This is a genomic window from Sagittula marina, assembly GCF_014196795.1.
Lineage (GTDB): Bacteria > Pseudomonadota > Alphaproteobacteria > Rhodobacterales > Rhodobacteraceae > Sagittula > Sagittula marina.
On the sequence record NZ_JACIEJ010000008.1, the window covers coordinates 136,831 to 158,667 of the forward strand.

Here is a 21,837-nt window from a genome sequence, read left to right on the forward strand (position 1 = left end):
TCGCGAACACGTGGTCATGTAGGTGGCTGGTTTCGGCGTGTCACCCCTCGTTCAGGATGATTTTTGCAGGCGCGCAGAAAGCGGCGCGATCTTTCACGAGGAAAGGATTTGCTTTTCACGGGTCAGAAACAGCCCGAGCGCCACGAAAATCAGCGCCAGAGACACCAGAAACGGCGCACCGGGGAAGGGATCGCGGCCCGGCGCGGTGTAGGCGGCGAAGACCGATGTCATGATCAACGGCGACACAACAGAGGCCAGCGCCGCGGTCGAGGACAGGACCCCTTGCAACGCCCCCTGGCGGTCGGGTGTCAGCGAGCGGCTCATCATGCCTTGCATCGCGGGGCCGAGGGTGCCGCCCATGGCGGCCACGGGTGTCAGCGCCAGCACAGTCATGCCGTTGTCGATGAAGGGGATCAGCGCAAAGGCAGTCCCGGCACACAGCAGCCCGAACACGGCTGTGCCACCTTCACCGAACCAGCGCAGCAGCAGGCGGATGATGCCCGCCTGTACCGCCGCGTAAGACAGGCCGAAAATGCCCAGGGAAATGCCGATGATGCTCGCACTCCAGCCGAAACGGGCGTGACCGAAGAACGACCAGACCGCCGGATAGACGGCAAAGGCCACATGGTAGAGGAACATGATAGACATGCCGCGTGTGATACCGGGCATTCTGGACAGGGCCTTGAACGCGCCAAAGGGGTTGGCTTCGCGCAAGTTGAAGGGGCGGCGGTTCTCCTGCTTGTGGGTCTCGGGGAAGGCGGCCAACCCCAGCAGCGTGTTTGCGGCGGCCAAGGCCCCTGCCAGCCAGAACGGCGCGCGGGTGCCGAATTCGCCCAGCAGGCCCCCGATGGTGGGACCAAGGACAAAGCCAAGGCCAAAGGCCGCGCCGATCAGCCCGAAGCTTTGCGTGCGTTTCTCAGGCGGCGACAGGTCCGCCATGGCCGCGAAGGCGGTGGAATGGGTGGCAGCGGCAAAGCCTCCGATGATGCGTGCGATCAGCAGCACCGTCAGGTCGTTGGTCATCGCCATGACCACGTAGTCCACCACCATCAGTCCCAGCGTCGCCAGCAGGATGCGTCTGCGCCCCACCGCGTCCGACAGGGCGCCCAGGAAAGGGGCGAACAGAAACTGCATCATGGCATAGGCCGTGGCCAGCACGCCGCCCCAGACCGCCGCGCCCGACAGGCCGCGATGCGACACCTCCGAGATCAGGTCGGGCATCACCGGCAGGATCAGCCCGATCCCCATGGCGTCGATGGCCACGGTCACAAGCAGGAAGACGACCGGCAATTGCAGTTTCGGCAGGGCCATATGTCAGCCGAGGTCCGTGGACGCTTTGGCGAAGGCGCGCGCCTCGTCCGGCGCGGTGCCAAGCGTGTTCCTGGCATCGAACAAGCTGCCGGGCAGCTCCGGGTAGGCGGTCAGAGCCAGCTCCGCCAGCGGCTTTCCGGTGGTGCGCGCCTGCGTGCAAAGCTCTTTGACTGCGGCCTGAGCCTTGGGGCGGGACATCTGGTCGGTCAGCGCAAAGGTCAGCGCCTCCGCCAGCAACAGGCCGCCGGTGCCGTCGAGCGTGTCCTGCATGGCTTGCTGGTTGGGTGCCAGTGTCTCGGCCAGCTGTTGCGCGTGGGTCATGGCGGCGGAGCAGGCAAGGATCAGCTGCGGCAGCACCAGCCATTCGGTGAACCACGCCGCCCCGTCGCGCTGTTGGCGGTGCAGGCTGGCACCTTCGAGCGTGCTGTGCAGTCCCTGGGCATGGCGGGCGAGTGCCACACAGGCCGAAGGCTGAACCGGGTTTTGCTTTTGCGGCATGGTGGAGGAGCCGCCGGAGCCACCCAGTGTGACCTCTGAGATCCCCGATTGCGTGGCAAGGATCAGGTCCTCGCCCATCTTGCCCGCCGCCAGCGCGCACCGGGTGAACCATGCCGCGATGTTCAGCACAGGGGAGCGGTCCGCATGCCAGCTGTGGCCGGGGTCGCTCAGGTTGAGTTTCTCCGCCAGATCGGCGCGCAGTCGAGCCGGATTGTCCCCCAGCGCAGAACCGGTTCCGGCCGCGCCGGAGAGCGAGACATAGAGGTTGCCGCGCACGGCGTCGGCGCCTTTGGCCAGAGACAGCAGCGGCCAGCCCCACTGCCCCACCTGCGCCCCGAAGGATGTGGGCGTCGCGTGCTGACCGTAGGTGCGCGCGGCCATGGGGGTTTCGGCGTGGGCCGCTGCCAGTTTGCCAAGCGCCGTGACCGTGGCGGTCAGACGCTCCGCCTGTTGGGTCAGCGCCTGACGCAGCCGCAGCATCAGCGCGGTGTCCTGAATATCCTGCGAGGTCGCGCCCCAGTGCAGGTAGGCGGCGTGCTCCGGCGCTTGCATCGCTTCGCGGAAGGCGGCGACCAGCGCGGGCGTGGTCACGCCGTTCTGCGCCGTGGCCTTGGCCAGACCAACGGGATCGATCTGACATTCCAGGCTGGCGCGGTGGATCGCGACGGCGGCGGTTTCGGGGATGACGCCATGCGCGCCCTGAACTTGTGCCAGCGTGCCTTCGACCAGCATCATGGCGCGCACCTCGGCGCTGTCAGAGAACAGGCGGGCGGTGTCCCCGGTGGGAAACAGGCCGCTGAGGTGGATGCTGTCAAAGGGCGTTGCGGGCATGTGTCAAAGTCCGTCTAGGTCGTGGGTCTGGCGCGCGATCTCATCAAGACGCGCGGCCAGCCGATCAGGCATGGAAAAGAAGGGCGAATGTGAGCTGTGCAGGTCGCTCACATCCTGTGGATCAAAGCGGTCTGCCATCACACGTTGAAAGGCGGGTGGAATGGCCCCGTCCTCGGTGCAGATGATGTAACTCTTTGGCAGGCTTTGTGATTGCTCGGTCAGCGCGATGGCGGTGTTGGAGGCGGCGGTGCTTTCGGGACACAGGTTCGCCACGGCGAACAGAACCGTCTCTGCCGGGCAATCGTGGTAAAAGGCATGGGTGCCGCCGGAGGTGTCGAAGGTGAAGCTGCGCTTGGTCCCCGAGGGGCGGATCAGTGGCACGAGCGGCTGTTCGTCCGCCTGCATCCGCATCTGGGACAGGCTGTGATCGGGCCAGGGCGTGTAGGCGCACAGATGCACGAGGCGGCGAATATTGTCAGCTGACAATTCTGCGGCCTGCGTGATGGAATAGCCGCCCATGGAATGGCCGACGAGGATCGTGGGCTGGTCCAGATGCTCGACGATGCGCTGGCCGTAATCGCGCAGGCTGACCTGTTCGATGTCGGCGGGATCGTCGCCGTGACCTGGCATATCTATGGCAACCGCTTCGTGCCCCAAAGCCTGCAGGGCCGGGATCACATCGCGCCAGCACCATGCGCCGTGCGATGCGCCGTGGACCAGTAGGAAACGGGCCATTACGCGCCTTGTGCCTTGAGGAAGTCGCTGAGAACGCGGCCGTATTCCTCTGGGTTTTCAACGCAGGGCAGATGTCCTGCGCCACGGATCAGGTGCTTTTGCACGCCGGGGATCAGGTCGGCGGTCTCGAACACCAGATCAGGCGGGGTGGAGCCGTCCTCTGATCCGGCGATGGCCAGCGTCGGCAGGCGCAAGCCACTGGTCGAGTTCATGAAATCCGTGCCGGCGATGGCTGCGGCACAGCCGGTCCAGCCCGCGACGGGGGTGCGCAGGAACATCTGCTGCCAGCCGGGGAATTCTTCGGTCTGTTGGAAGGACTGAGAAAACCAGCGGTCCATCGTGGGGTCGAGGATAAAGCCCAGCCCGTTTTCATTGACGGCCGCGATGCGGTCGGCCCACATGTCGCGGGTGCCGATCTTTGCCCCGGTGTTGGACAGAACCATGGCGCGCACAAGGTCGAGCCGCTTGGCTGCCAGACCCTGGGCGATCATGCCCCCAATGGACAGGCCGACGAAGACCGCGTTTTTCATCCCCACATGGTCCATCAGCCGTTCGGTGTCGGTGATGAGCGCACCCATGGAGTAGGGGGCGTCGGGCACTTCGGACAGACCGTGGCCGCGCTTGTCAAAACGCAGGATGCGCAGACCCTCGGGCAGCAGGGGCAGGATCTTGTCCCAGAGCCGGAAATCCGTCCCGAGGGAATTGGCGAAGACGACGGGCATCCCGTCCTCGGGGCCGGTCAGCGCGTAATGCAGGCGAATATCGCCGATCTGTGCCATCTGCATGTATGGTCCTCCGGGTTTGCGTGCTGTGTAGCGGCTGTGCCCGCTGGAAGGAAGAGGATGGTTTGGGGTGGTTGTCTGCCGGGCGCTGTCAGGGGCGGAGAAAGCGGGTGGCGCTGGCAGTAGTGCGGCGTCGCCCGGAAGTGTTGCGAAGCAAAGACGCTGAGAAAGGTGGTTCGGTCCGCTTGGCCAAGGGGGGCAAAGCGCGCTCCTGTTGCCTTTTGACCCACGTCGGCAGGCCAGGAAGCCGTTTGCCTCTTCGCGGCGGGCAAGAGGCTCGTTCACCTCGTCGGAGCCATCATTCGCGCCGAGTGTGATCTGGTCGAGCATCGGGAAGACACATTCCGCGACGGGGCGGCGGCGAGACCGAACCGAGAGGCCCTGAAACGAAAAGGCCCCGCCGGGGTGGCGGGGCCTTTGTATTGCGGGCGGTTCGCTTACGCGATCGCGACCAGCTCGATGTCGAAGGTCAGGTCCTTGCCGGCCAGCGGGTGGTTAGCGTCGAGCGTGACGGTTTCCTCGGAGACCTCTTGCACGGTGACGGGCATCACCTGACCGGTCTGGGTCTGAACCTGCAGTTGCAGGCCGACTTCGAGCGGGATGTCGTCGGGAATGTCGGCGCGCGGCACGGCCTGAAGCGCCTGCGGATCAGGCTGGCCGTAGGCTTCGTCCGCGGGGATCTCGACCTTTTTCTGGTCGCCGACAGTCATGCCGGTCAGGGCCTTGTCGAGGCCGGGAATGATCTGGCCGGAGCCGACTTCGAATTCCAGCGGATCGCGCCCGCGCGAGCTGTCGAACTCGGAGCCGTCCTGAAGGGTGCCGGTGTAATGAAGGCGCACGGTGTCGCCGGATTTTACCTGCGTCATGGGGTATCCTGTAGTCTTTGGGGAAGGGTTTGAGAGGCCGGTGCATCGCCCGGGTGCTCTGTCGATCCCCACAAAGATAGGGCTTGCTGTGCCAAATTGCAAACCGGGTGGCCATTTCCAAGTGGATCGGCTTAGGGTTTCGGTGAATTTTTTGCAGCAACAGGGGAGTTGTGCGGTGGCCAAGGTTTGCATTTTCGACGCCTACGGGACGTTGTTCGACGTGGCAGCAGCGGCCCGGGTTGCGGCGGAGGAGCCGGGGCGCGAGGCGCTGGCAGAGGTCTGGCCGCAGATCGCGGCGGACTGGCGGGCAAAGCAGCTGGAGTATTCGTGGCTGCGCGCGATCACCGGGGATTATGTGACCTTTTGGCAGGTGACGCAGGATGGTCTGGACTGGGCGATGGCACGCGCGGGTCTGGACGACCTTGAACTGCGTGAGCGCCTGCTGGCGCTGTATTGGGAATTGCCCGCTTTCAAGGAAGCGCCTTTTGTTTTGGCGCGGTTGCAGGCGGCTGGGGTGCGGTGCGCGATCCTGTCGAATGGCAACAAGGACATGCTGGAGGGCGCGGTGGACTCCTCGGGCCTTGGGAGCTTTCTCGAAGAGGTGATCTCGGTCGAGAGTGCGGGCATCTTCAAGCCGGCTCGAGCGGTCTATGACCTTGTCGGCGCGCGCATGGGCTGTGCGGTGGGCGATGTGCTGTTCGTGTCGTCCAATGGCTGGGATGTGGCGGGCGCGGCGGCCTATGGGTTCGAGACAGCCTGGGTGAACCGTGCGGGCGCGCCGGTGGACAGGCTGATGGCGGAACCTGCGCATATTTTGAGCGATCTGAACACGATAGAGGATCTGGTGTGATGGCGACTTTCAAGACTTCGGACGGGGTGGACCTGTATTACACGGATGAGGGCGAAGGGGTGCCGGTGCTGTGCCTTGCCGGGCTGACGCGCGACGGGCGGGATTTCGATTTCGTCGCGCCGCATCTGCTGGATATGGGTGTGCGCCTGATCCGTATGGATTATCGCGGACGCGGGCGATCCGGCTGGGCCCCGTGGGAGACCTATCAGATCCCGGTGGAGGGTCGCGACGCGGTGGAGTTGCTCGATCATCTGGGGTTGGAGAAGGCGGCGGTGCTGGGCACATCGCGGGGTGGGCTGATCGCCATGGGCCTGGCGTTCGGCGCAAAGGACCGCCTGATGGGTGTGGCGCTGAACGACGTGGGCCCGGTGATTGCGGACGCAGGGCTGGACGTCATCAAGGGATATCTGGGCAAGGTGCCTGCGATGAAGACGCTGGACGAGGTGGCGGCGCGGCGCAAACAAGTGATGACGGGCTTTGATCTGCCGGACGCGCGTTGGCGTGCGGAGGCAGAGCGGCTGTTTGTGGAAACCGAGGACGGTCTGTCGCTGACATATGATCCCAAGCTGCGCGATGCGGTCTTGGGCGGCGGGGCGCAGCCGGTGCCGGATCTTTGGCCATTCTACGACGCCTTGGTGGATTTGCCGTTGTGCGTGATCCGGGGGGCGAATTCCGACCTTCTGTCACCGGAGACCTACGCCGAGATGCTGCGACGCAGGCCCGACGCGGTGACAACCGAGGTGCCGGGGCGCGGGCATATCCCGTTCCTCGATGAGCCGGAGAGCCTCGCCGCGCTGCGCCGCTGGATTGAGATGGTTTAGCGGTTTGTCGAAAGCGTCGAGGGGCGGTCGTCAAGACGTGGGTCCCGGTCGGAGGCATCTTGCCCCGAAGTCCACTTCCGCGTTGGGGTTGCGGTGATTGAGGCGGATCAAACGGTCTCAAACCGGCAATGCGCTGCCGGACAGTGAAGGACGGCAGTCAGCCAGACGCCGCAGCGTGCGTCGGCTTCTTTGCTGTCCAGATACTCCGGGGCGAGTGCCGAAGGGACGGGGGCAGCGCCCCCATGCCGTCAGTCGAGATTGAAGACCCGGCTGGGGTGCAGTTCACCCGCTTTGTAACGTCCGACTGCGAGCGGCTTGCCATCCAGGCTGGCCCAGCATTCGTCGCCGTATTCGACGTTCGACGCGATGACCATGCCCGGATTGCCGTTTTTCAGACGTGTGGCGCCCTCATGCGTGGCGCGCAGTTCCGGCAGATCGGTGAGACCCAGCTCGAGGGGTTTGATGAAGGCGTCGAGGTCCGGGGTGCGGGCGAGGGCATCGACCTGTTCGATGGTGATGGCATCATCGAGCGTGAAGGGGCCGGACCACAGGCGGCGCAGGGTCAGAACGTGGCCATGACAGCCCAGCGTGTTGCCAAGGTCGCGCGCGATGGAGCGGACATAGCCGCCCTTGCCACAGGTCATTTCCAGCACCGCGGTGTCCGCATTGGGGCGATCAATGAGCAGGAGTTCATCGACGTAGAGCGGACGGGCGGCGATATCCATTTCCTCGCCATCGCGGGCGCGCTTGTAGGCGCGTTCGCCGTCGATCTTCACCGCCGAAAACTGCGGCGGCACCTGTTGGATGTCGCCGACGAAGCCATGCAGCGCTTCCTTGATCTCGTCATCGGAGGGACGCTTGTCGCTCTCCGCGATGATCTCGCCCTCTGTGTCGTCGGTGTTGGTGGCTTGCCCCCAGCGCACCACAAAGCTGTAGGCTTTGAGCGCGTCGGTGATGTAGGGCACGGTCTTTGTCGCCTCGCCCAAAGCCACGGCAAGCAGGCCGGTGGCTTCCGGATCGAGGGTGCCTGCGTGGCCAGCTTTTTTCGCCTCAAGCGACCAGCGGACTTTGTTCACCACGGCAGTCGAGGTCATGCCTGCGGGTTTGTCGACGATCAACCAGCCGGAAATATCGCGGCCCTTGCGCTTGCGTGCCATGTCTTGCCTCTCGGGTGATTGAGGCGCGGGAGGTAGCAAGGGCGCGCTGGGCTGTCAATCGGCGGCGGCGGCCTTGGTTGTTTCGGGCGGATCGAAGCGCAGAATGTCGGCCCGTCGCGTGAGAAAGAGTGCGCCCGCCACGGCCCAGAGGTTCGCGGCCACGAAGGCGGCGACAATGCCGGGGAAGCCCGCGATGGTTGCGCCGAGCCATGCCAGCGGAACGTAGACCACGGCGATGCGGGACGCGGAGAGCCCCATGGACCAGAGCGCCTTGTCGCGTGCATTCATCGCCGCGTTGGCCGTGACGAGAATGCCGTAGCCAAAGAAGCTCAGCCCGCCCCATCGCAGGTAGGTGGTGGCGTGGTCCGCCGCGGCGCTGCCGTCGGTCATCACCTTGGCAAGCCACGGCGCGCCGAAGAAGAGGGCAGCGGCAAGGACCGCGCCATAGGTCAGGCAGGTGAGGAAGGTCAGCCTGACCGCGCCTTGGGCGCGGTCGATGCGGTCTGCGCCCCAGGCCTGGCCCACCACGGGGCCAATTCCGGCGGACAGCGCCAGCATCGGCACCATCAGCAGCGATTGCACCCGTGTTGCCGCGCCAAAGCCCGCGACCTGCGCATCGCCCAGCGTTGCGGCAGCGGAGGTCACCAGCAAGAGGCCCAGCGGGTTGATGGCGTTGGAGGCGGCGGCGGGGCCGCCGATGCGCGCGATCTTGGTCAGGCTGGCGCGGAGGCCCGTCAGGCAGCCTGGCGTCAGGGACAAACGTCCGCTGCGCAGGGAAAACAGCATCAGCCCAACGAACCCCAGCGCGCGGGCGATGAAGGTGCCGATGGCCGCGCCTTCGGTGTCGAGGGCGGGCACCAGCCACCAGCCGAAGATGAACACCGGGGTGACGGCGATGTTGATGATGGCCTGCAGCACCATGACGGTGGCGGAGATATGGCTTTCACCGCCCGCGCGGAACACGGCATTCAGCCCCATGCCCGCGACGAGGAAGGGGAAGCTGGCGCACCACCATGGGACGTAGGCCAGAACCTTGTCCTCGACCTCTCCGGTGGCGCCCATGAGGCCGTAGATCCACGGCGCGGTGAGCCAGAAGGCCAAGGCCACCAGCAGCCCGAGAGCGGTGGCAAAGATCAGCGCGTGCAGGCCGAGCCGCGCGGCTGTGGCATCGTCGTCGCCGTCACGGCCAAGCGCTTGACTGACCACGGCGGAGGTGCCCGCGCCAAGGCCGATGCTGAGCGAGGTCAACGCCACCGTCACGGGATAGATGAAGCCCACGGCGGTCAGGTCGGCCTCCCCCGCGCGGGCGAGAAACGCCGCGTCGGCAAGCCCCACGGAAAGGGTGCCAAGGATGCCGATGCTCATCGGCGCGGAGACGCGCCAGAGCGCGCGGGCCACGGGGCCCTTGTTCAGGTTGCGATCTGCCATGAGGCCGGAAATGTAGCGCATGGACGCGAAGGCAAGGCTATTTCCGAAGGGGATCTGTGCGCCCCTGCACGCAGTCTAGGTCAGCACCTGCATCAGGGCGTCGAGCGCGAGGCGAATCGGCGGGTCGTGGCGTGCCTCGTGGTGGGACACGAGCCACTCGTCATGGGTCAGCGCGTCGATGACCGGAGACAGGCGGATGAGGCGCGGCTCTGTCGCGGCGGTGAAGTCCGGCAGCACCATGCGGCCAAGCCCCGCGAGGGTCAGATCGAGGCAGAGGCGCGGGTCGGTGGCGGTGGTCGCGATGGCGTCACCGTGGTGTGCATGCACCCATGCCTGTGAGGGCGGCAAGGGCTCGCCGGGGAGCGTCACGAAGCCGCTTGGCGCGTCGGGCAGGCCGTAGACCGCGTAGCTCACCTGGCGGGTGCGCTGTCGAGCGAGCCAGGGGTGATCCGGCGGGCGGTTGCGGATGCCGATGTCGGCCTCGCGGCGGGCGAGGTCGAGGTGGGTGTTGGAGGGGATGAATTCGGGCAGCCAGGTCGGGGTTGGCTGCGGGGGGAGGCGTTGCGCGAGACAGCGCGCGGTCCAGACCCCGGCGGTTATGCGCACCCGGCGCGGTCCCGGTGTGCTGTCGAGATGGCGGGAAAGCCTGCGTTGCAAAGTGGTCAGCCCGGCGGTTTCGGCAGCGAGGGCACGGCCCTCTGCGGAGAGGGCGTATCCCGCCTTGCCGCGCAGGAACAGGATGCGGCCTGTCTGTGCCTCGAGCCGGGTCATGCGACGCGAGGCGGTGGGTAACGGGACGCCGGCCTCCCGCGCGGCGGCGGTAAGGTTGCCGTGCTCTGCCACGCGTTGGAACAGCGCCAGATCGTCAAGGCTCGGGGTTTCATTCATGAAAGTAGCGTTGCGCAAAGCGCGGCTATTTTCAACAGATGTCGGGTGTCAGCCTGTGGAATATGGCCCTTTGGCTTTCATAGGTGAAAATCATGCATCCGTTCCCCATCCTCAAAACCGTTTCCGATCAACCCGCCGGACCGGAGGCTGCGCATTTCGCGCGACGGGTGGCAAGCCGTCGCAAATGGGCGCGGCGGCGGCGGCGATTGCAGTTTTTGGCAGGGGTGAAGCGGTTGTGTCGCCTGACGGGTCAGAGCAAAAGGGTCATGCCCATGCCGCCGTAATACAGCCGCGAGCGATCCGCGTCCGTCCAGAAGCCCGGCCAAAGCGCGCCCATGGCGTCATGACGCCAGACCTGAATGCCGCAGTCGGCAGGCACGCTGTCGAAATCCGGCTCGTCACGGGTCTTCAGGCGCCCTGTCAGCCCCATGAAGCCATTGGTGAGAACCGTGAGGATCAGCGCCTCTTCCGGCAGCATGGGCAGGCTGCGCCACCCCGTCGGGACGGGACAATCGGGAACGGTGTACCAGTCGCCGGAAAGGAAAAGTCTGTCTGGGTCGTCGCTTCGAAAGCCAAGGCTGAACGCGCCCTGGTTCTCCACGATGAAGGTGGTGTAGCCGTCTTTGTCCGTGCGCATCACATCCGGGCGCAGGATGCGGTCCTGGGTGGTGAGCAGGGGGGAGGCGTTTGGCGTAAAGGCCCCGACGCCAAGCGCGTCGGAGACTGAAACCACCGACGCGAGGCCCGAAGGCAGGCCGGGAGGATCAAGTCGGGGCGGCACTGGAAGATCAGCCCGTCCCGCCCAGGTCAGGACCAGTCGCAGCGCATCCTCGATGCTTTTCACCAACACGCCGAACTCTCCCAGGCTATGGGGCGCGAGTCAGCCTCGCGTCCCGGCGAAACGTTGCTGCCAATCCGCGCGTTCGTCATCGGTTATCTTACGGAAGGTCACGTCCGGCACCGTGAAAGCGTGTCCGGCGGGCAACAGTTCCAGCGCGGCGGGCACATCCGTGGGCCAGCTGTCGTCATCGGTCTGCATCGCCTTGAGCAGATCGGCACAGGCGTCGGGGATAAAGGGCGCGGAAATCACGGAGTAGAGACGGATCAGGTTCAGGGCGAGGCGGATCTGCATCGCGGCCTGTTCCGGGTCGGTCTTGAAGGTGGTCCAGGGCGCGACCTCCTGCAGGTATTCGTTGCCCAGCACCCAGGCACCGCGCAACGCAGCGGCGGCCTTGCGGATCTCGATCGCTTCCATGTGCTGTTCGTATTCGCGGATCTTGGCGGTCATGTCTGCGATCAGCTTGGCTTCGGCCGCGCCGGGAGTGCCGCCCTCGGGCACCGCTTCGGAGAATTTGGACCGGCAGAATTTCGTCACGCGGGAGGCAAAGTTGCCCAGCACGTCGGCCAGATCCTTGTTCACGCCAGACTGGAAGCTTTCCCATGTGAATTCCGCGTCCGAGGTTTCCGGCACATGGGACAGCAGCCACCAGCGCCAATAGTCCGCCGGCAGGATCTCCAGCGCCTGATCCATGAAGACGCCGCGCCCGCGCGAGGTGGAGAACTGACCGCCGTCATAGTTCAGGTAGTTGAAGGATTTGATGTAATCCACCAGCTTCCACGGTTCGCCCGAACCCAGGATCGTGACCGGGAAGGACAGGGTGTGGAAGGGGACGTTGTCCTTGCCCATGAACTGGGTGTAGCGCACGTCGTCGGCGCCCTTGTCGGTGCGCCACCAGCGTTCCCAGTCGGTGCCTTTGCCGGCGTCGACCCATTCCTGACCGCAGGCGATGTATTCGATGGGGGCGTCGAACCAGACGTAGAACACCTTGCCTTCCATGCCGGGCCACGGCTGGTCGCCCTTTTGCACCGGCACGCCCCAGTCAAGATCCCGGGTGATGCCCCGGTCTTGCAAGCCGTCGCCGTCGTTGAGCCATTTCTTGGCGATGGAGGTGGTCAGAACCGGCCAGTCGACGCGGGTGTCGATCCACTCTTCGATCTGGTCCTTCATCTGGCTTTGCGCGAGATACAGGTGCTTTGTCTCGCGCATTTCCAGATCGGTGGAGCCGGAGATGGTGGAGTGCGGGTTGATCAGATCCACTGGGTCAAGCTGCTTGGTGCAGTTGTCACACTGATCGCCGCGCGCGCTGTCAAAGCCGCAGTTGGGGCAGGTGCCCTCGATGTAGCGGTCAGGGAGGTAGCGGCCGTCGGCCTTGGAATACATCTGCGTTTCAGAGACTTCGTGGATCAGGCCCTGTTCGTCGAGCACCTTTGCGAAGTGCTGGGTCAGGGTCTTGTTCGCCTCCGACGAGGACCGGCCGAAGTGGTCGAACGACAGGCGGAACCCCTCGGCGATCTTGGACTGCACCTCATGCATCTCGGCGCAGTAGTCGGCGACGGGTTTGCCTGCCTTGGTGGCGGCGAGTTCGGCGGGCGTGCCGTGTTCGTCGGTGGCGCAGAGGTACAGAACTTCGTGCCCGCGGGCACGTAGATACCGGGCGTACAGGTCGGCGGGCAGTTGGGAGCCGACGAGGTTGCCCAAGTGCTTGATGCCGTTGATGTAGGGAATCGCGGATGTGATCAGGTGGCGGGCCATGGGATGTCCTCGGCAGAAATTCGGGCGCAGGTTTGGTGCAGGGAATAGCCGAGGCGGCGCGGCGTTGCCAGTGGGTAGCTCGGGATTAATCCCGAGCTGCGCGGGCTCTTGACCTTATGGCGCGGTGGATACCCCATCAACGAGGTGGTCGCAGCCTGTGACACCGCGTGCCTTGCCCGACCGCGGGGAGGGCGTGCGGCGTGCCTTGTTCTACACCTTGCCGAGCCGTACGGGTGCGGGGTGCCCCGGCGGCGCCTGCTGGGGGGGCGGCGTCCACGCGGTCGCCTTTGTGCCGGTCCAGTGCCATGTGCTGGGCGGCAACATGCGGGCGCGCAACCGTTCCAGGCGCCATCCGGGGCGTGTCTCCATGTGGGCCGGATCGCAGCGCCAGCGGGTTTCGATCCCCGGTGCGCCGCCGTCGCCGGGCGTCAAAAGCAGTCCCAACGGGATGTGTGGGCCGCTGGTCGCCCCTGTTTCGGCAGCCAGATGCAGACGGCGAACCGGTGTCATGCCCGGAGGCTCCGCCACTTCTGTGACGACAACCGGCGCGCCGCCATCTTTCAAGGCCTCTTCCATGGCCCACAACCCGTCGCGCCGCTGCTCTGGCGTTACGAACAGCACCCGCCCCGGTGGCAGGAAGGCCGCAACGGCAGGGGCGCAAAGCATCGTCCGGTCACGGTCGGCGGTGATCCAGATCAACGGCCCGTCGCGCCCTTGCAAGGCCCGTGCGGCGACTTGCAAAGCCAGTGTACGCCGCGCCGCGCCGCAGATTTCATGCACGCGGGAAAGGGCAAAGTCGATCCCCTCCACCAAGGACAGACTGGGCGGGGAACGATGAGATCCACGGGTGAGGAGGGCGCTGGTTTTCATGCGATTCAGTCTAGCATGTTCGCGAAATGTTCTCAATTGCGCTGTAGGGGTCGGAGGCACGAAAGCTGTGGTGGTTGCGGGGAGGTGACGATGGGCGTCCTGTTTTACGTGTTGGCCGGAGGGGCGTGGGCGCAAGCAGTGCTGCACGTCCTGTGGCATGTCGTGCAACTTGGTCTGTCTGCTTTTGACAGGTTTAAGATGGACGCTGACATGACGGAGACCGTGGGGCTGATGCCTCGGGCGGGCAGTCGCTTCCTTGAACTTGCCGAGCCGTCGGGTCATTGTGTGCCAAACGCATGCAAACCGCAGGACATTCGATATGAAAATGAATCCGCTGGGCCGCACAGGTCTGATGGTCTCGGAACTGTGCCTTGGCACGATGACCTGGAGCAACCAAACCCCGGCGGAGGACGCCTTTGCCCAGATCGAACGCAGCTTCGACGCTGGGATCAACTTCATGGACACCGCCGAGATGTATCCGGTGAACCCCGTGGCGGCAGAGACCATGGGCAACACCGAAAAGGTCATTGGCGATTGGTTTGAAAAGACCGGGCGGCGCAAGGATTGGATCCTGGCCACGAAGCATTCCGGCGAAGGCAGCCATGCGCGCGACGGTGCGCTGATCTCGTCGAAGACCATTCGCCAGACGGTAGAGGAAAGCCTGAAGCGACTGAAAACCGACTACATCGACTTGTATCAGTTTCATTGGCCAAACCGGGGCAGCTATATGTTCCGCAAGAACTGGTCCTACGACCCATCCCAATCCGGCTGGACCAAACAGCAGGTCATCGAGGATATGGAAGATTGCCTTGGCGCGCTGCAGGCCGAGGTGGAGCGTGGCACGATCCGTGCGTTTGGCCTGTCGAACGAAAGCGCCTGGGGCACACAGATGTGGCTCGATGCGGCAAAGCGCGTGAACGGGCCGCGGGTGGCCTCGATCCAGAACGAATATTCGCTGATGTGCCGCCTCGCGGACACCGATCTGGCGGAGCTGATGGTTTATGAAGACGTGGCGCTGCTGCCGTTTTCGCCGCTGGCCGCTGGGTTCCTGACCGGCAAGTATCAGGGTGGCGCAGTGCCGGAAGGGTCGCGGATGTCACTGAACGAGACAATGGGCGGTCGCAAGACGCCGCGCGCCTTCGAAGCGGCGGAGGCCTATCTGAAAGTGGCCGCAGATTTCGGGCTCGACCCGGTGCAAATGGCATTGGCATGGTCGGCACAGCGGCCTTTCGTGGCGTCCTCGATCTTTGGCGCAACAACATTGGCGCAGCTGGACCACTTGCTGCCCGCTGCCGATTTGGCATTGTCGGAGGAGGTGCTGACGGCGTTGGACGAGGCGCACAAGGCGCATCCCATGCCGTATTGATGCGGCTGAGGGCGGGTCTTCGGCCCCGCCCTCAGGCCGAGGCGCGACCGGCGCGGGGCATCGGCATGGCCATTGGGCGCGGCCCGGTCAGGATGGCCTGCGCCTCAGGCCCCATCAACGCGCAAAGCGCGGCATCGTGGCTGAAAAGCCCGCCGGTGTAGGTGCCGTATGCAGGCAGGATCAGTCGCTGTGCATCCATCAGGAAGCAGGGCCGAGACAGTGTGGTTCCGCGTAGGCGCACGCGCGCTTTGGGATGGTAGTGGCCGGAGACTTCACCCCGAGGTGCGGCTGCCGCAATGTGGCGGAAGGTCAACGGGCCGCGCGTCAGATCGGCCCGATGCGCGCCGCCCAGAGCCACGGGGCCGGGATCGTGGTTGCCTTCCATCCATGTCCAGCGCCGGCCGGCTTGCAGGCGTGTGAGCCAGAGCAGGTCGTCCTCGGGCAGGCACTGGTCCAGGCCCGGCGCATCGAAACTGTCACCAAGACACAGCACCTCTGTCGCACCGGTCCACGCCAGATCGGCGTTCAACCGATCCAGGGTGGCGCGGGTCTCATAGGGGGGGAGTTGCGCGCCGCCCACCGCGGACAGCCGTGCGGACTTCCCCAGATGCAGGTCGGAGACAACCAACAAATCCGCGTCAGCCCAGTACAGGCCGCCGGAGGGCAGGGCCGTCAAGGCTTCGCCGGAAAAGGTGAATTCCAGGGTGTTCATGCTTTGTTTTTGACAGCCTCGCCGGGAAAGAGCAAGCCCGGACGCTTCTGGAAAATGTGAGGCAAATGCAAGCGACTAACCGTTCGATGGGCTGTTCAAGTTGCCTTAGATACGGCCGAAAATTCGATGTGTCGCGGAGGCGACAAGGGAATCTTCATGTTTTCAGTCCAGTCTCAAATGCATCAATTCACTCAAGCGCCTGAAAAAATGGCGTGGCCTGACATGATCAACGAAAGGGGAGAACATGCTCGGCTACAAGGTGGGCCGGTGACAACTTTTGACACCGTGGAGCTTGCCTTTGAGCTTAGTCCAGTTGCGATGCTTCTGGTCAACTCAAATGGGAAGATCTGCCTGACAAATCGCGAATTGGACAAGCTGTTCGGCTACGATGATGGCGCATTGATCGGTCGGGTCATAGAGACGCTGATTCCCGAGGGGATGCGTGAAGAGCATGTTGTGCTGCGCGATGCATTTGCCGTGTTGCCTGCCAAACGCCGCATGGGTGTGGACCGTGTCATCAACGGGCTGACTGCCACAAAGACCGTCTTGCCCATTGAATTGGGGTTGGAGCCGGTTTGCCTCGAAGATGAGGCCATGGTGATCGTCACGGCGCTGGATTTGCGGGCGCGCATGGCGGGAAAGGCGCGCATTGGCGCTATTCTGGACGCGGCGTCCTGCGCGATGTTGGTTGTGAACGGCGAGGGGCGCATTGAGTTCGTCAACCGCGCGGTCACGGAATTGTTGGGGTACACGCCGCAGGAATTGCTGGGGGAAACGGTCGAGATGCTGGTGCCGCCACATCTGCATTCTGCGCATCAGGTGTACCGCCGAAGTTTCGCCAGCCTTGCCGATCAGCGCGCCATGGCACCCGGGCGGACGGTTTGCGGCTGGCATCGCGATGGCTACGAGGTGCCGGTGGAGGGAAGCCTGAACCAGATCGAGGTCGATGGCGCGCGCAGCGTTGTGGTCACGCTGGTCGATCTGTCCGAACGCATTGCCACCGAAAAGTTGATGGCAGAACGGGCGAGGGAGCTGGAGCGGCTGAATTCCGATCTGGAGCAGTTCAATCGCTGCGTCAGTCACGACCTGAAGGCGCCGCTGTCGTCGATTGCCGGACTGCTCAGCCTGTGCCGCGAGGATCTGGTGGATGGCAGTTTCGATGATCTGGACAGCACGCTGACCCGCGCGCAGGCCATTGCAGAACGCAGCATAGGCGATATCGAAGAACTGTTGCGCGTGGCCCTGACCGCAGAGCGGGGCATCCAGAGCGCTCAGGTGGAGGTCGCGGCACTGGTGACGCAGCTTTGGGAGGATCTGGGCGGCAGGCCGGAGGAATTGACGCTGACGCTGGCGCATAGGGTCCCTTTCGACACCGAGGTCGCCACATTCCGCAGCATCCTGCGCAACCTTTTGTCCAACGCCCTACGCTATCGCGATCCGAGCAAGCCTGCCTTGCAGGTTGAGGTGAGTGCACGGCAGGACAATACATTTGTAGATTTCCTCGTGACCGACAATGGCCTTGGTATTCCGGAGGATTTCCTTCCCGAGGTCTTCGGATTGTTTAAACGACTGGGCGATCAGGGGGGATCCGGCATCGGGCTGAACCTGGTGCAACGCAATGTAGAGCGACTGGGCGGTGAAATCACTGTGACCAGCGTGTTGGGCGAAGGCGCGACGTTCAAAGTCCGCCTCCCCGTCGTAAGAGAGCAAGAAACATGATGCAGGCGTATATTGTCGATGACCGCGAGGTGGATCGCTACACAGCGCGGCGTCGCCTGTCCAAGTGCGGTCGATTTTCCGCTGTGCACGAGGCTGAAGATGGGCGAGCCTTTCTGGAAAAGCTGTTCAAGGACGTCTACCCGGTGGGTGAAAAGGGACCGCTGGTCCTGATGGATATTTCCATGCCTTACATGGACGGGTTCGAGACGGTTGACGCGCTGCGGGCGCGCATGATCAAGCTGGGGTGGCCCGACAACGTTGTGGTGGTCATGGTTTCGTCTTCGAGTGCAGCCAATGACAAGGCGCGGGCGGCTGATATGCCATTGGTTCAGGGCTACTTTGAGAAACCGATCCGCAGTGACGATGTAGACCAGATGCTGCGGTTGATGGATGGCTGCCCTTTACCCGGTTGAAGCAGGCGTAGGCCGCGCGGTGAGATCCACGGCGGCCAGGCCGCTTTCGTTCAGCAGGCGCGTGACTTCTTCTTCGAGCAAGCGTTCCTCGGCGGTGCCTTTGACCGGCACACGGCCGGGTTCAAGGAACAGCGGTGCCGCCAGCGGGGTTACGCGGTCCAGCCGGACATGGTCGATGCGGTCGCCGACGCGTTCGCACATGTCGCGGATGCGGGAAAAGTCGACCAGCCCGCGCATGGCCTCTTCGCGGGTGATCTGCATCAGCAGGTGGTCCGGGTCATAGCGCAGCAGCGTGTCGTACAGGATGTCCGACGACATGGTCGCCTGACGCCCGGTCTTGCGCTGGCCGCCCAGCTGGCGCTCGATGAGCCCGGAGATGGTGGCAGAGGCGCGAAAGGTGCGTTTCATCACGGCGTTTCCCGCCAGCCACCCATCCAGCCCATCCTCCAGCGCCTCGGCGTCAAACAGGGAGCGGGGGTCGACAACGGCGTCCAGCCCCCAGATCAGCACGGCGTAATCGGTGGCCACAAAACCCATGGGGGCCAGGCCCATCTCCTCCATCCGTTTGGTCAGGAGCAGTCCAAGCGTCTGCATCGCATTGCGCCCGGCAAAGCCATAGGCCACAAATTGCTCGCGCCCGTCGTGGGGAAAGCTCTCCACCAGCAGCCGCCCCGGTTGGGGAAGTCGCGAGCGGTCGCGTTGCAGGCGCAGCCAGTCGGCGGTGTGGCGCGGCAGCTGCGGCCAGTCCTTTTGCTGAAACAGATGCAGGATCCGGTCGGACAGTTGCGTCGATGTGGCGAATTTCGTGCCCATGAAGGTGGCGATCTTGGGCTTTTTATGCGCGTCGCGGCTGACTTCGACGGTGAGTTCGCGCAATCCTTCGTAGCGCACGATCTGACCGCCGATCAGGAAGGTGTCGCCCTTGGTCAGCGAGGCGGCAAAGCCTTCTTCGATCTCGCCCAGGGGGGCGCCGCCACGACCGCGCCAACGGACCTTCAACGTGTCGGTGTCCTGGATCGTGCCGACGTTTTGCCGGATGCGGACGGCGGAGCGCGGGTCACGCAGCTGCCACATCCCGTCCTCGCGTTGCTTCAGGCGCTGCCATTGGTCATAGGCCCGCAGGGCGTAGCCGCCGGTCGCGCAGAAATTCAGGCAGGCGTCAAAGGCATCGCGCGTCAGCCCGTGATAGGGGCCGGCGGCGGCCATTTCCGCGTACAGATCGTCCGCGTCGAAGGGACCGGAGGCGGCCGCGATCAGGATATGCTGACACAGCACATCACGCGGGCCGGGGCCACGTGGCTCACCATCCAGATCATGCGCCTTCACCGCCTCCAGCGCGGCCACGCATTCGACGATTTCAAAGCGGTTGGCGGGCACCAGCAGCGCCTTGGACGGCGCGTTGTAGCGGTGGTTCGCCCGTCCGATCCGCTGCACAAGGCGTTTCACGTTCTTCGGTGCGCCCACCTGGATCACCAGGTCCACGTCGCCCCAGTCGATCCCCAGATCGAGCGAGCCGGTGCAGACGATGGCGCGCAATTGCCCTGCGACCATGGCAGCCTCGACCTTTTCACGCTGCCCTCGATCGAGCGAGCCGTGGTGGATGCCGATCGGGAGGCTGTCCTCGTTTGCCAGCCAGAGGTTGTGAAAGAAGATCTCGGCCTGGGCGCGCGTGTTGTGAAAGATCAGCGTGGTCTTGTGTTGTTTCACCTGCTCCAGCACCGCCGGGATGGCATAGGCCGCGCCGCCGCCTGACCACGGCGGGGCAACATCCGTTTGCAGCATGGAGATGTCGGGATCGGGGCCCGGGTCGGCCATCAGGATTTCGGTCGGGGTTTCGCCGTGGGACATGAGGCGGGCGATGGCTTGGGGGTCTTCGACCGTGGCCGAGAGACCCACGCGCCGCAGATCGGGCGCGAGCGTTTGCAACCGGGCAAGTGCCAGCATCAGCTGATCGCCGCGTTTGCTTTCGGACAGGGCGTGGATCTCGTCGATGATGACGCGCTCGACCCCGTGAAAGGTGCGGGCGGCGTCCTCGTAACTGGTGAGCAGGGCGAGCGATTCCGGTGTGGTCAGCAGGATGTTCGGAGGGTCGGCGCGCTGGCGGCGTTTGCGCGAGGAGGGGGTGTCACCGGTGCGGTCCTCGACGCGGATCGGCAAGCCCGCCTCCTCGATGGGGATCAGGAGGTTGCGCCGGATATCTGCCGCCAAGGCCTTGAGCGGAGAGATATAGAGCGTGTGAAGTCCTTGGCGCGGAGCCTCTGTCAATTCGGCCAGCGTGGGGAGAAAACCGGCCAGCGTCTTGCCGCCGCCAGTTGGTGCGATCAGCAGCAATTGGGCCGCGCGGGACCGGTCGAGCATGTCGCGCTGGTGCGGGTGCACGGACCAGCCGCGCCCGTCAAACCACTCCTGCAAGGCTTTGGGTAATTCTGTCATGGCGGATAGATAGGCGCGTCCGCGGGAAAAGCGACAGCTGGTTTCGCGTCATGCGACCACAGTGGAAAGCCAACGGGTCGATCCTGACGGAAGGGGGGCGCCTCAAGCCGGCGGGTCAGACGGACTTGAGCGACGCGGTGTGCAGGGCCGCCGCCGTTTTGGCGGGCGTAGGAGGTTGCGGCGACGTGATGCTGGTAACCGATCGGACTTATACCTGCGGCGGCAGCCCCTGCCAGCGTGCAAACCGACTGTTGCAGGTCGCGGCGAGGATTGCCTTTGGCAGCGTGAATGCGCAGCGCGGATTAAACGGTTCATCTGGCGTTGGCGGGGACCCTGTCAGGGGGGCTGCAACGCAAAGGCCCCCGCGTTTTCACGCGAGGGCCCCTTTGTCTTGATCGAGATCGCTTACTGCGGGATTTCCGCGTTGAGCCCTTCGACGTAGAAGTTCAGGCCCGCCAGATCCGCGTCAGACGCGGTCTCGCCCTCGGCCAGCCAGACCGAGCCGTCCGCCTTGTTCAGGGGGCCGGTGAAAGGATGATACTCGCCCGATGCGATGGACTCTTTGAGCGCCAGCGCCTCTTCCTTGATGTCCGCAGGCACGGCGTCGGTGATTTCGCCGATGCCCACCATGCCAGCGCCGATGCCGGCCCAGGTGCTGGAGCTTTCCCACGTGCCATCCATGACCGCCTGCACACGCTCGATGTAGTAGGGCGCCCAGTCGTCGATGATCGAGGAGACGCGCGGGCTTGGCGCGTAGTCGAGCATATCGGAGGCCTGGCCGAAGGTGATGACGTCACCGGCTTCCTGCGCGGCGGCCTGCGGCGCGGTGGAGTCGGTGTGCTGCAAGATCACGTCGGCACCGTTTTCGATCAGCGCCTTGGCAGCGTCGGCTTCCTTGGCGGGATCAAACCACGTGTAGGCCCAGATGATCGAGAATTCGACATCCGGGTTCACCTTCTTGGCGTGGATGTAGGCGGAGTTGATGCCGCGGATGACCTCGGGGATCGGGAAGGACGCGATGTAGCCGATCTTGTTGGTTTTGGTCATGGAGCCCGCAATGTGGCCCTGAATGGCGCGGCCTTCGTAAAAGCGCGCGGAGTAAACGGACACGTTGTCAGCGGTCTTGTAACCGGTGGCGTGCTCGAACTTCACGTCCGGGAATTTCTCGGCCACGGCGACAGTCGGGTCCATGTAGCCAAAGGACGTGGTAAAGATGATGTCCGCGCCGGACAGGGCCATCTGGGTGATGGCGCGTTCGGCATCTGCGCCTTCTGGAACGCTTTCCTGATAGATGGTCTTCACCTTGTCGCCAAATTCGGCTTCGACTTTCTGGCGGGCCTGATCGTGCTCATAGGTCCAGCCGCCGTCACCCACCGGGCCGACGTAGATGAAACCTGCGGTTACGGGATCGCCGTGGCTTTCGGCGAAGGCTGCGCCGCCCAACGTCAGGGCGAGGGCGGCGGTGGTCAGAAGAGTGCGTCTTTGCATTTGGTTAGCTCCCATGGGTGGTCTTTTTGATGATTGCGATGTTCGGATGACTTTGCAAGGCGACGGGGCGCCTGGC

19 protein-coding genes are annotated in these 21,837 nt (G+C 64.4%); 5 read left to right on the forward strand and 14 right to left on the reverse strand.

The features are described from left to right. Window positions 1-93 precede the first annotated feature (93 nt). From GGQ68_RS16045 to GGQ68_RS16065, 5 genes are all read right to left on the reverse strand, one after another. Window positions 94-1,311 (reverse strand): TCR/Tet family MFS transporter, encoded by a 1,218-nt coding sequence (locus GGQ68_RS16045; RefSeq protein ID WP_246429394.1) that lies wholly within the window; start codon window positions 1,309-1,311, stop codon window positions 94-96. Between the two features lie 3 nt (window positions 1,312-1,314). Next, complete coding sequence (locus GGQ68_RS16050; protein ID WP_183967760.1) at window positions 1,315-2,640, reverse strand: lyase family protein; 1,326 nt, start codon at window positions 2,638-2,640, stop codon at window positions 1,315-1,317. A gap of 3 nt (window positions 2,641-2,643) precedes the next feature. Then, the gene (locus GGQ68_RS16055) at window positions 2,644-3,375 is read right to left on the reverse strand and encodes an alpha/beta fold hydrolase (protein WP_183967762.1); all 732 of its coding nucleotides are present in this window, start codon (window positions 3,373-3,375) and stop codon (window positions 2,644-2,646) included. Beyond that, a complete protein-coding gene (gene pcaD / locus GGQ68_RS16060; protein ID WP_183967763.1) occupies window positions 3,375-4,160 on the reverse strand; it encodes a 3-oxoadipate enol-lactonase in 786 nt (261 codons plus the stop codon). The genes GGQ68_RS16055 and pcaD overlap by 1 nt, the downstream gene beginning before the upstream one ends. A gap of 434 nt (window positions 4,161-4,594) precedes the next feature. Continuing rightward, the gene (locus tag GGQ68_RS16065) at window positions 4,595-5,023 is read right to left on the reverse strand and encodes an FKBP-type peptidyl-prolyl cis-trans isomerase (RefSeq protein WP_183967764.1); all 429 of its coding nucleotides are present in this window, start codon (window positions 5,021-5,023) and stop codon (window positions 4,595-4,597) included. 175 nt (window positions 5,024-5,198) lie between these two features. Here GGQ68_RS16065 and GGQ68_RS16070 point away from each other — a divergent pair, with 175 nt between their 5' ends. Both GGQ68_RS16070 and GGQ68_RS16075 read left to right on the forward strand, forming a co-directional pair. Further along, on the forward strand, window positions 5,199-5,873 hold the full coding sequence (locus GGQ68_RS16070) for a haloacid dehalogenase type II (RefSeq protein WP_343055958.1): 675 nt from the start codon (window positions 5,199-5,201) through the stop codon (window positions 5,871-5,873). Beyond that, window positions 5,873-6,694 carry an alpha/beta fold hydrolase gene (locus GGQ68_RS16075; RefSeq protein ID WP_183967766.1) on the forward strand — a complete coding sequence of 274 codons (822 nt, stop codon included), beginning with the start codon at window positions 5,873-5,875 and terminating at the stop codon, window positions 6,692-6,694. Before GGQ68_RS16070 ends, GGQ68_RS16075 begins: the two co-directional genes overlap by 1 nt. A gap of 248 nt (window positions 6,695-6,942) precedes the next feature. On the opposite strand, the gene truB is transcribed toward GGQ68_RS16075, so the two are convergent. The 6 genes from truB to GGQ68_RS16105 form a co-directional block, all read right to left on the reverse strand. Continuing rightward, complete coding sequence (truB, locus tag GGQ68_RS16080) at window positions 6,943-7,851, reverse strand: tRNA pseudouridine(55) synthase TruB (RefSeq protein ID WP_183967767.1); 909 nt, start codon at window positions 7,849-7,851, stop codon at window positions 6,943-6,945. A gap of 54 nt (window positions 7,852-7,905) precedes the next feature. Beyond that, window positions 7,906-9,300, reverse strand: coding sequence for an MATE family efflux transporter (locus tag GGQ68_RS16085; protein ID WP_246429396.1), 1,395 nt, complete (start codon window positions 9,298-9,300; stop codon window positions 7,906-7,908). A gap of 54 nt (window positions 9,301-9,354) precedes the next feature. Next, on the reverse strand, window positions 9,355-10,167 hold the full coding sequence (locus GGQ68_RS16090; protein WP_183967768.1) for a LysR family transcriptional regulator: 813 nt from the start codon (window positions 10,165-10,167) through the stop codon (window positions 9,355-9,357). A gap of 250 nt (window positions 10,168-10,417) precedes the next feature. Further along, window positions 10,418-11,017 (reverse strand): hypothetical protein, encoded by a 600-nt coding sequence (locus tag GGQ68_RS16095; RefSeq protein WP_183967770.1) that lies wholly within the window; start codon window positions 11,015-11,017, stop codon window positions 10,418-10,420. Window positions 11,018-11,047: 30 nt separating this feature from the next. Next, the gene (metG, locus tag GGQ68_RS16100) at window positions 11,048-12,760 is read right to left on the reverse strand and encodes a methionine--tRNA ligase (protein ID WP_183967772.1); all 1,713 of its coding nucleotides are present in this window, start codon (window positions 12,758-12,760) and stop codon (window positions 11,048-11,050) included. A 210-nt stretch (window positions 12,761-12,970) separates the two neighbouring features. Continuing rightward, the gene (locus tag GGQ68_RS16105) at window positions 12,971-13,630 is read right to left on the reverse strand and encodes an ImuA family protein (protein WP_183967774.1); all 660 of its coding nucleotides are present in this window, start codon (window positions 13,628-13,630) and stop codon (window positions 12,971-12,973) included. Window positions 13,631-13,949: 319 nt separating this feature from the next. On the opposite strand from GGQ68_RS16105, the gene GGQ68_RS16110 reads away from it, so the two are divergent. Beyond that, on the forward strand, window positions 13,950-14,996 hold the full coding sequence (locus tag GGQ68_RS16110; protein ID WP_183967776.1) for an aldo/keto reductase: 1,047 nt from the start codon (window positions 13,950-13,952) through the stop codon (window positions 14,994-14,996). Between the two features lie 31 nt (window positions 14,997-15,027). Here the strand turns inward: GGQ68_RS16110 and pdeM are convergent, their stop codons facing one another. Then, window positions 15,028-15,708: a ligase-associated DNA damage response endonuclease PdeM gene (gene pdeM, locus GGQ68_RS16115; RefSeq protein ID WP_183967778.1), complete on the reverse strand. Its 681-nt coding sequence runs from the start codon at window positions 15,706-15,708 to the stop codon at window positions 15,028-15,030. A 267-nt stretch (window positions 15,709-15,975) separates the two neighbouring features. Between pdeM and GGQ68_RS16120 the strand changes: the two genes are divergently transcribed. Together GGQ68_RS16120 and GGQ68_RS16125 are read left to right on the forward strand one after the other, a co-directional pair. Continuing rightward, window positions 15,976-17,427, forward strand: coding sequence for a PAS domain S-box protein (locus GGQ68_RS16120; protein WP_183967780.1), 1,452 nt, complete (start codon window positions 15,976-15,978; stop codon window positions 17,425-17,427). Further along, complete coding sequence (locus GGQ68_RS16125) at window positions 17,424-17,840, forward strand: response regulator (protein WP_183967781.1); 417 nt, start codon at window positions 17,424-17,426, stop codon at window positions 17,838-17,840. Before GGQ68_RS16120 ends, GGQ68_RS16125 begins: the two co-directional genes overlap by 4 nt. Here the strand turns inward: GGQ68_RS16125 and GGQ68_RS16130 are convergent. Both GGQ68_RS16130 and GGQ68_RS16135 read right to left on the reverse strand, forming a co-directional pair. Continuing rightward, entirely contained in the window at window positions 17,829-20,273 is a 2,445-nt protein-coding gene (locus GGQ68_RS16130) for a ligase-associated DNA damage response DEXH box helicase (RefSeq protein WP_183967783.1), read from the reverse strand. The genes GGQ68_RS16125 and GGQ68_RS16130 overlap by 12 nt on opposite strands. Window positions 20,274-20,678: 405 nt before the next feature. Beyond that, a complete protein-coding gene (locus GGQ68_RS16135; protein ID WP_183967784.1) occupies window positions 20,679-21,761 on the reverse strand; it encodes a BMP family ABC transporter substrate-binding protein in 1,083 nt (360 codons plus the stop codon). Window positions 21,762-21,837: the final 76 nt, after the last annotated feature.

What these genes read in the sequence shown, in the direction of transcription:
- GGQ68_RS16105 (WP_183967774.1), bottom strand. Translation starts at nt 13,630, where the DNA reads ATGAAAACCAGCGCCCTCCTCACCCGTGGATCTCATCGTTCCCCGCCC.
- GGQ68_RS16090 (WP_183967768.1), bottom strand. Translation starts at nt 10,167, where the DNA reads ATGAATGAAACCCCGAGCCTTGACGATCTGGCGCTGTTCCAACGCGTG.
- GGQ68_RS16130 (WP_183967783.1), bottom strand. Translation starts at nt 20,273, where the DNA reads ATGACAGAATTACCCAAAGCCTTGCAGGAGTGGTTTGACGGGCGCGGC.
- GGQ68_RS16135 (WP_183967784.1), bottom strand. Translation starts at nt 21,761, where the DNA reads ATGCAAAGACGCACTCTTCTGACCACCGCCGCCCTCGCCCTGACGTTG.
- GGQ68_RS16055 (WP_183967762.1), bottom strand. Translation starts at nt 3,375, where the DNA reads ATGGCCCGTTTCCTACTGGTCCACGGCGCATCGCACGGCGCATGGTGC.
- GGQ68_RS16075 (WP_183967766.1), top strand. Translation starts at nt 5,873, where the DNA reads ATGGCGACTTTCAAGACTTCGGACGGGGTGGACCTGTATTACACGGAT.
- GGQ68_RS16050 (WP_183967760.1), bottom strand. Translation starts at nt 2,640, where the DNA reads ATGCCCGCAACGCCCTTTGACAGCATCCACCTCAGCGGCCTGTTTCCC.
- GGQ68_RS16110 (WP_183967776.1), top strand. Translation starts at nt 13,950, where the DNA reads ATGAAAATGAATCCGCTGGGCCGCACAGGTCTGATGGTCTCGGAACTG.
- metG (WP_183967772.1), bottom strand. Translation starts at nt 12,760, where the DNA reads ATGGCCCGCCACCTGATCACATCCGCGATTCCCTACATCAACGGCATC.
- GGQ68_RS16065 (WP_183967764.1), bottom strand. Translation starts at nt 5,023, where the DNA reads ATGACGCAGGTAAAATCCGGCGACACCGTGCGCCTTCATTACACCGGC.
- GGQ68_RS16045 (WP_246429394.1), bottom strand. Translation starts at nt 1,311, where the DNA reads ATGGCCCTGCCGAAACTGCAATTGCCGGTCGTCTTCCTGCTTGTGACC.
- truB (WP_183967767.1), bottom strand. Translation starts at nt 7,851, where the DNA reads ATGGCACGCAAGCGCAAGGGCCGCGATATTTCCGGCTGGTTGATCGTC.
- GGQ68_RS16085 (WP_246429396.1), bottom strand. Translation starts at nt 9,300, where the DNA reads ATGCGCTACATTTCCGGCCTCATGGCAGATCGCAACCTGAACAAGGGC.
- GGQ68_RS16125 (WP_183967781.1), top strand. Translation starts at nt 17,424, where the DNA reads ATGATGCAGGCGTATATTGTCGATGACCGCGAGGTGGATCGCTACACA.
- pcaD (WP_183967763.1), bottom strand. Translation starts at nt 4,160, where the DNA reads ATGCAGATGGCACAGATCGGCGATATTCGCCTGCATTACGCGCTGACC.
- pdeM (WP_183967778.1), bottom strand. Translation starts at nt 15,708, where the DNA reads ATGAACACCCTGGAATTCACCTTTTCCGGCGAAGCCTTGACGGCCCTG.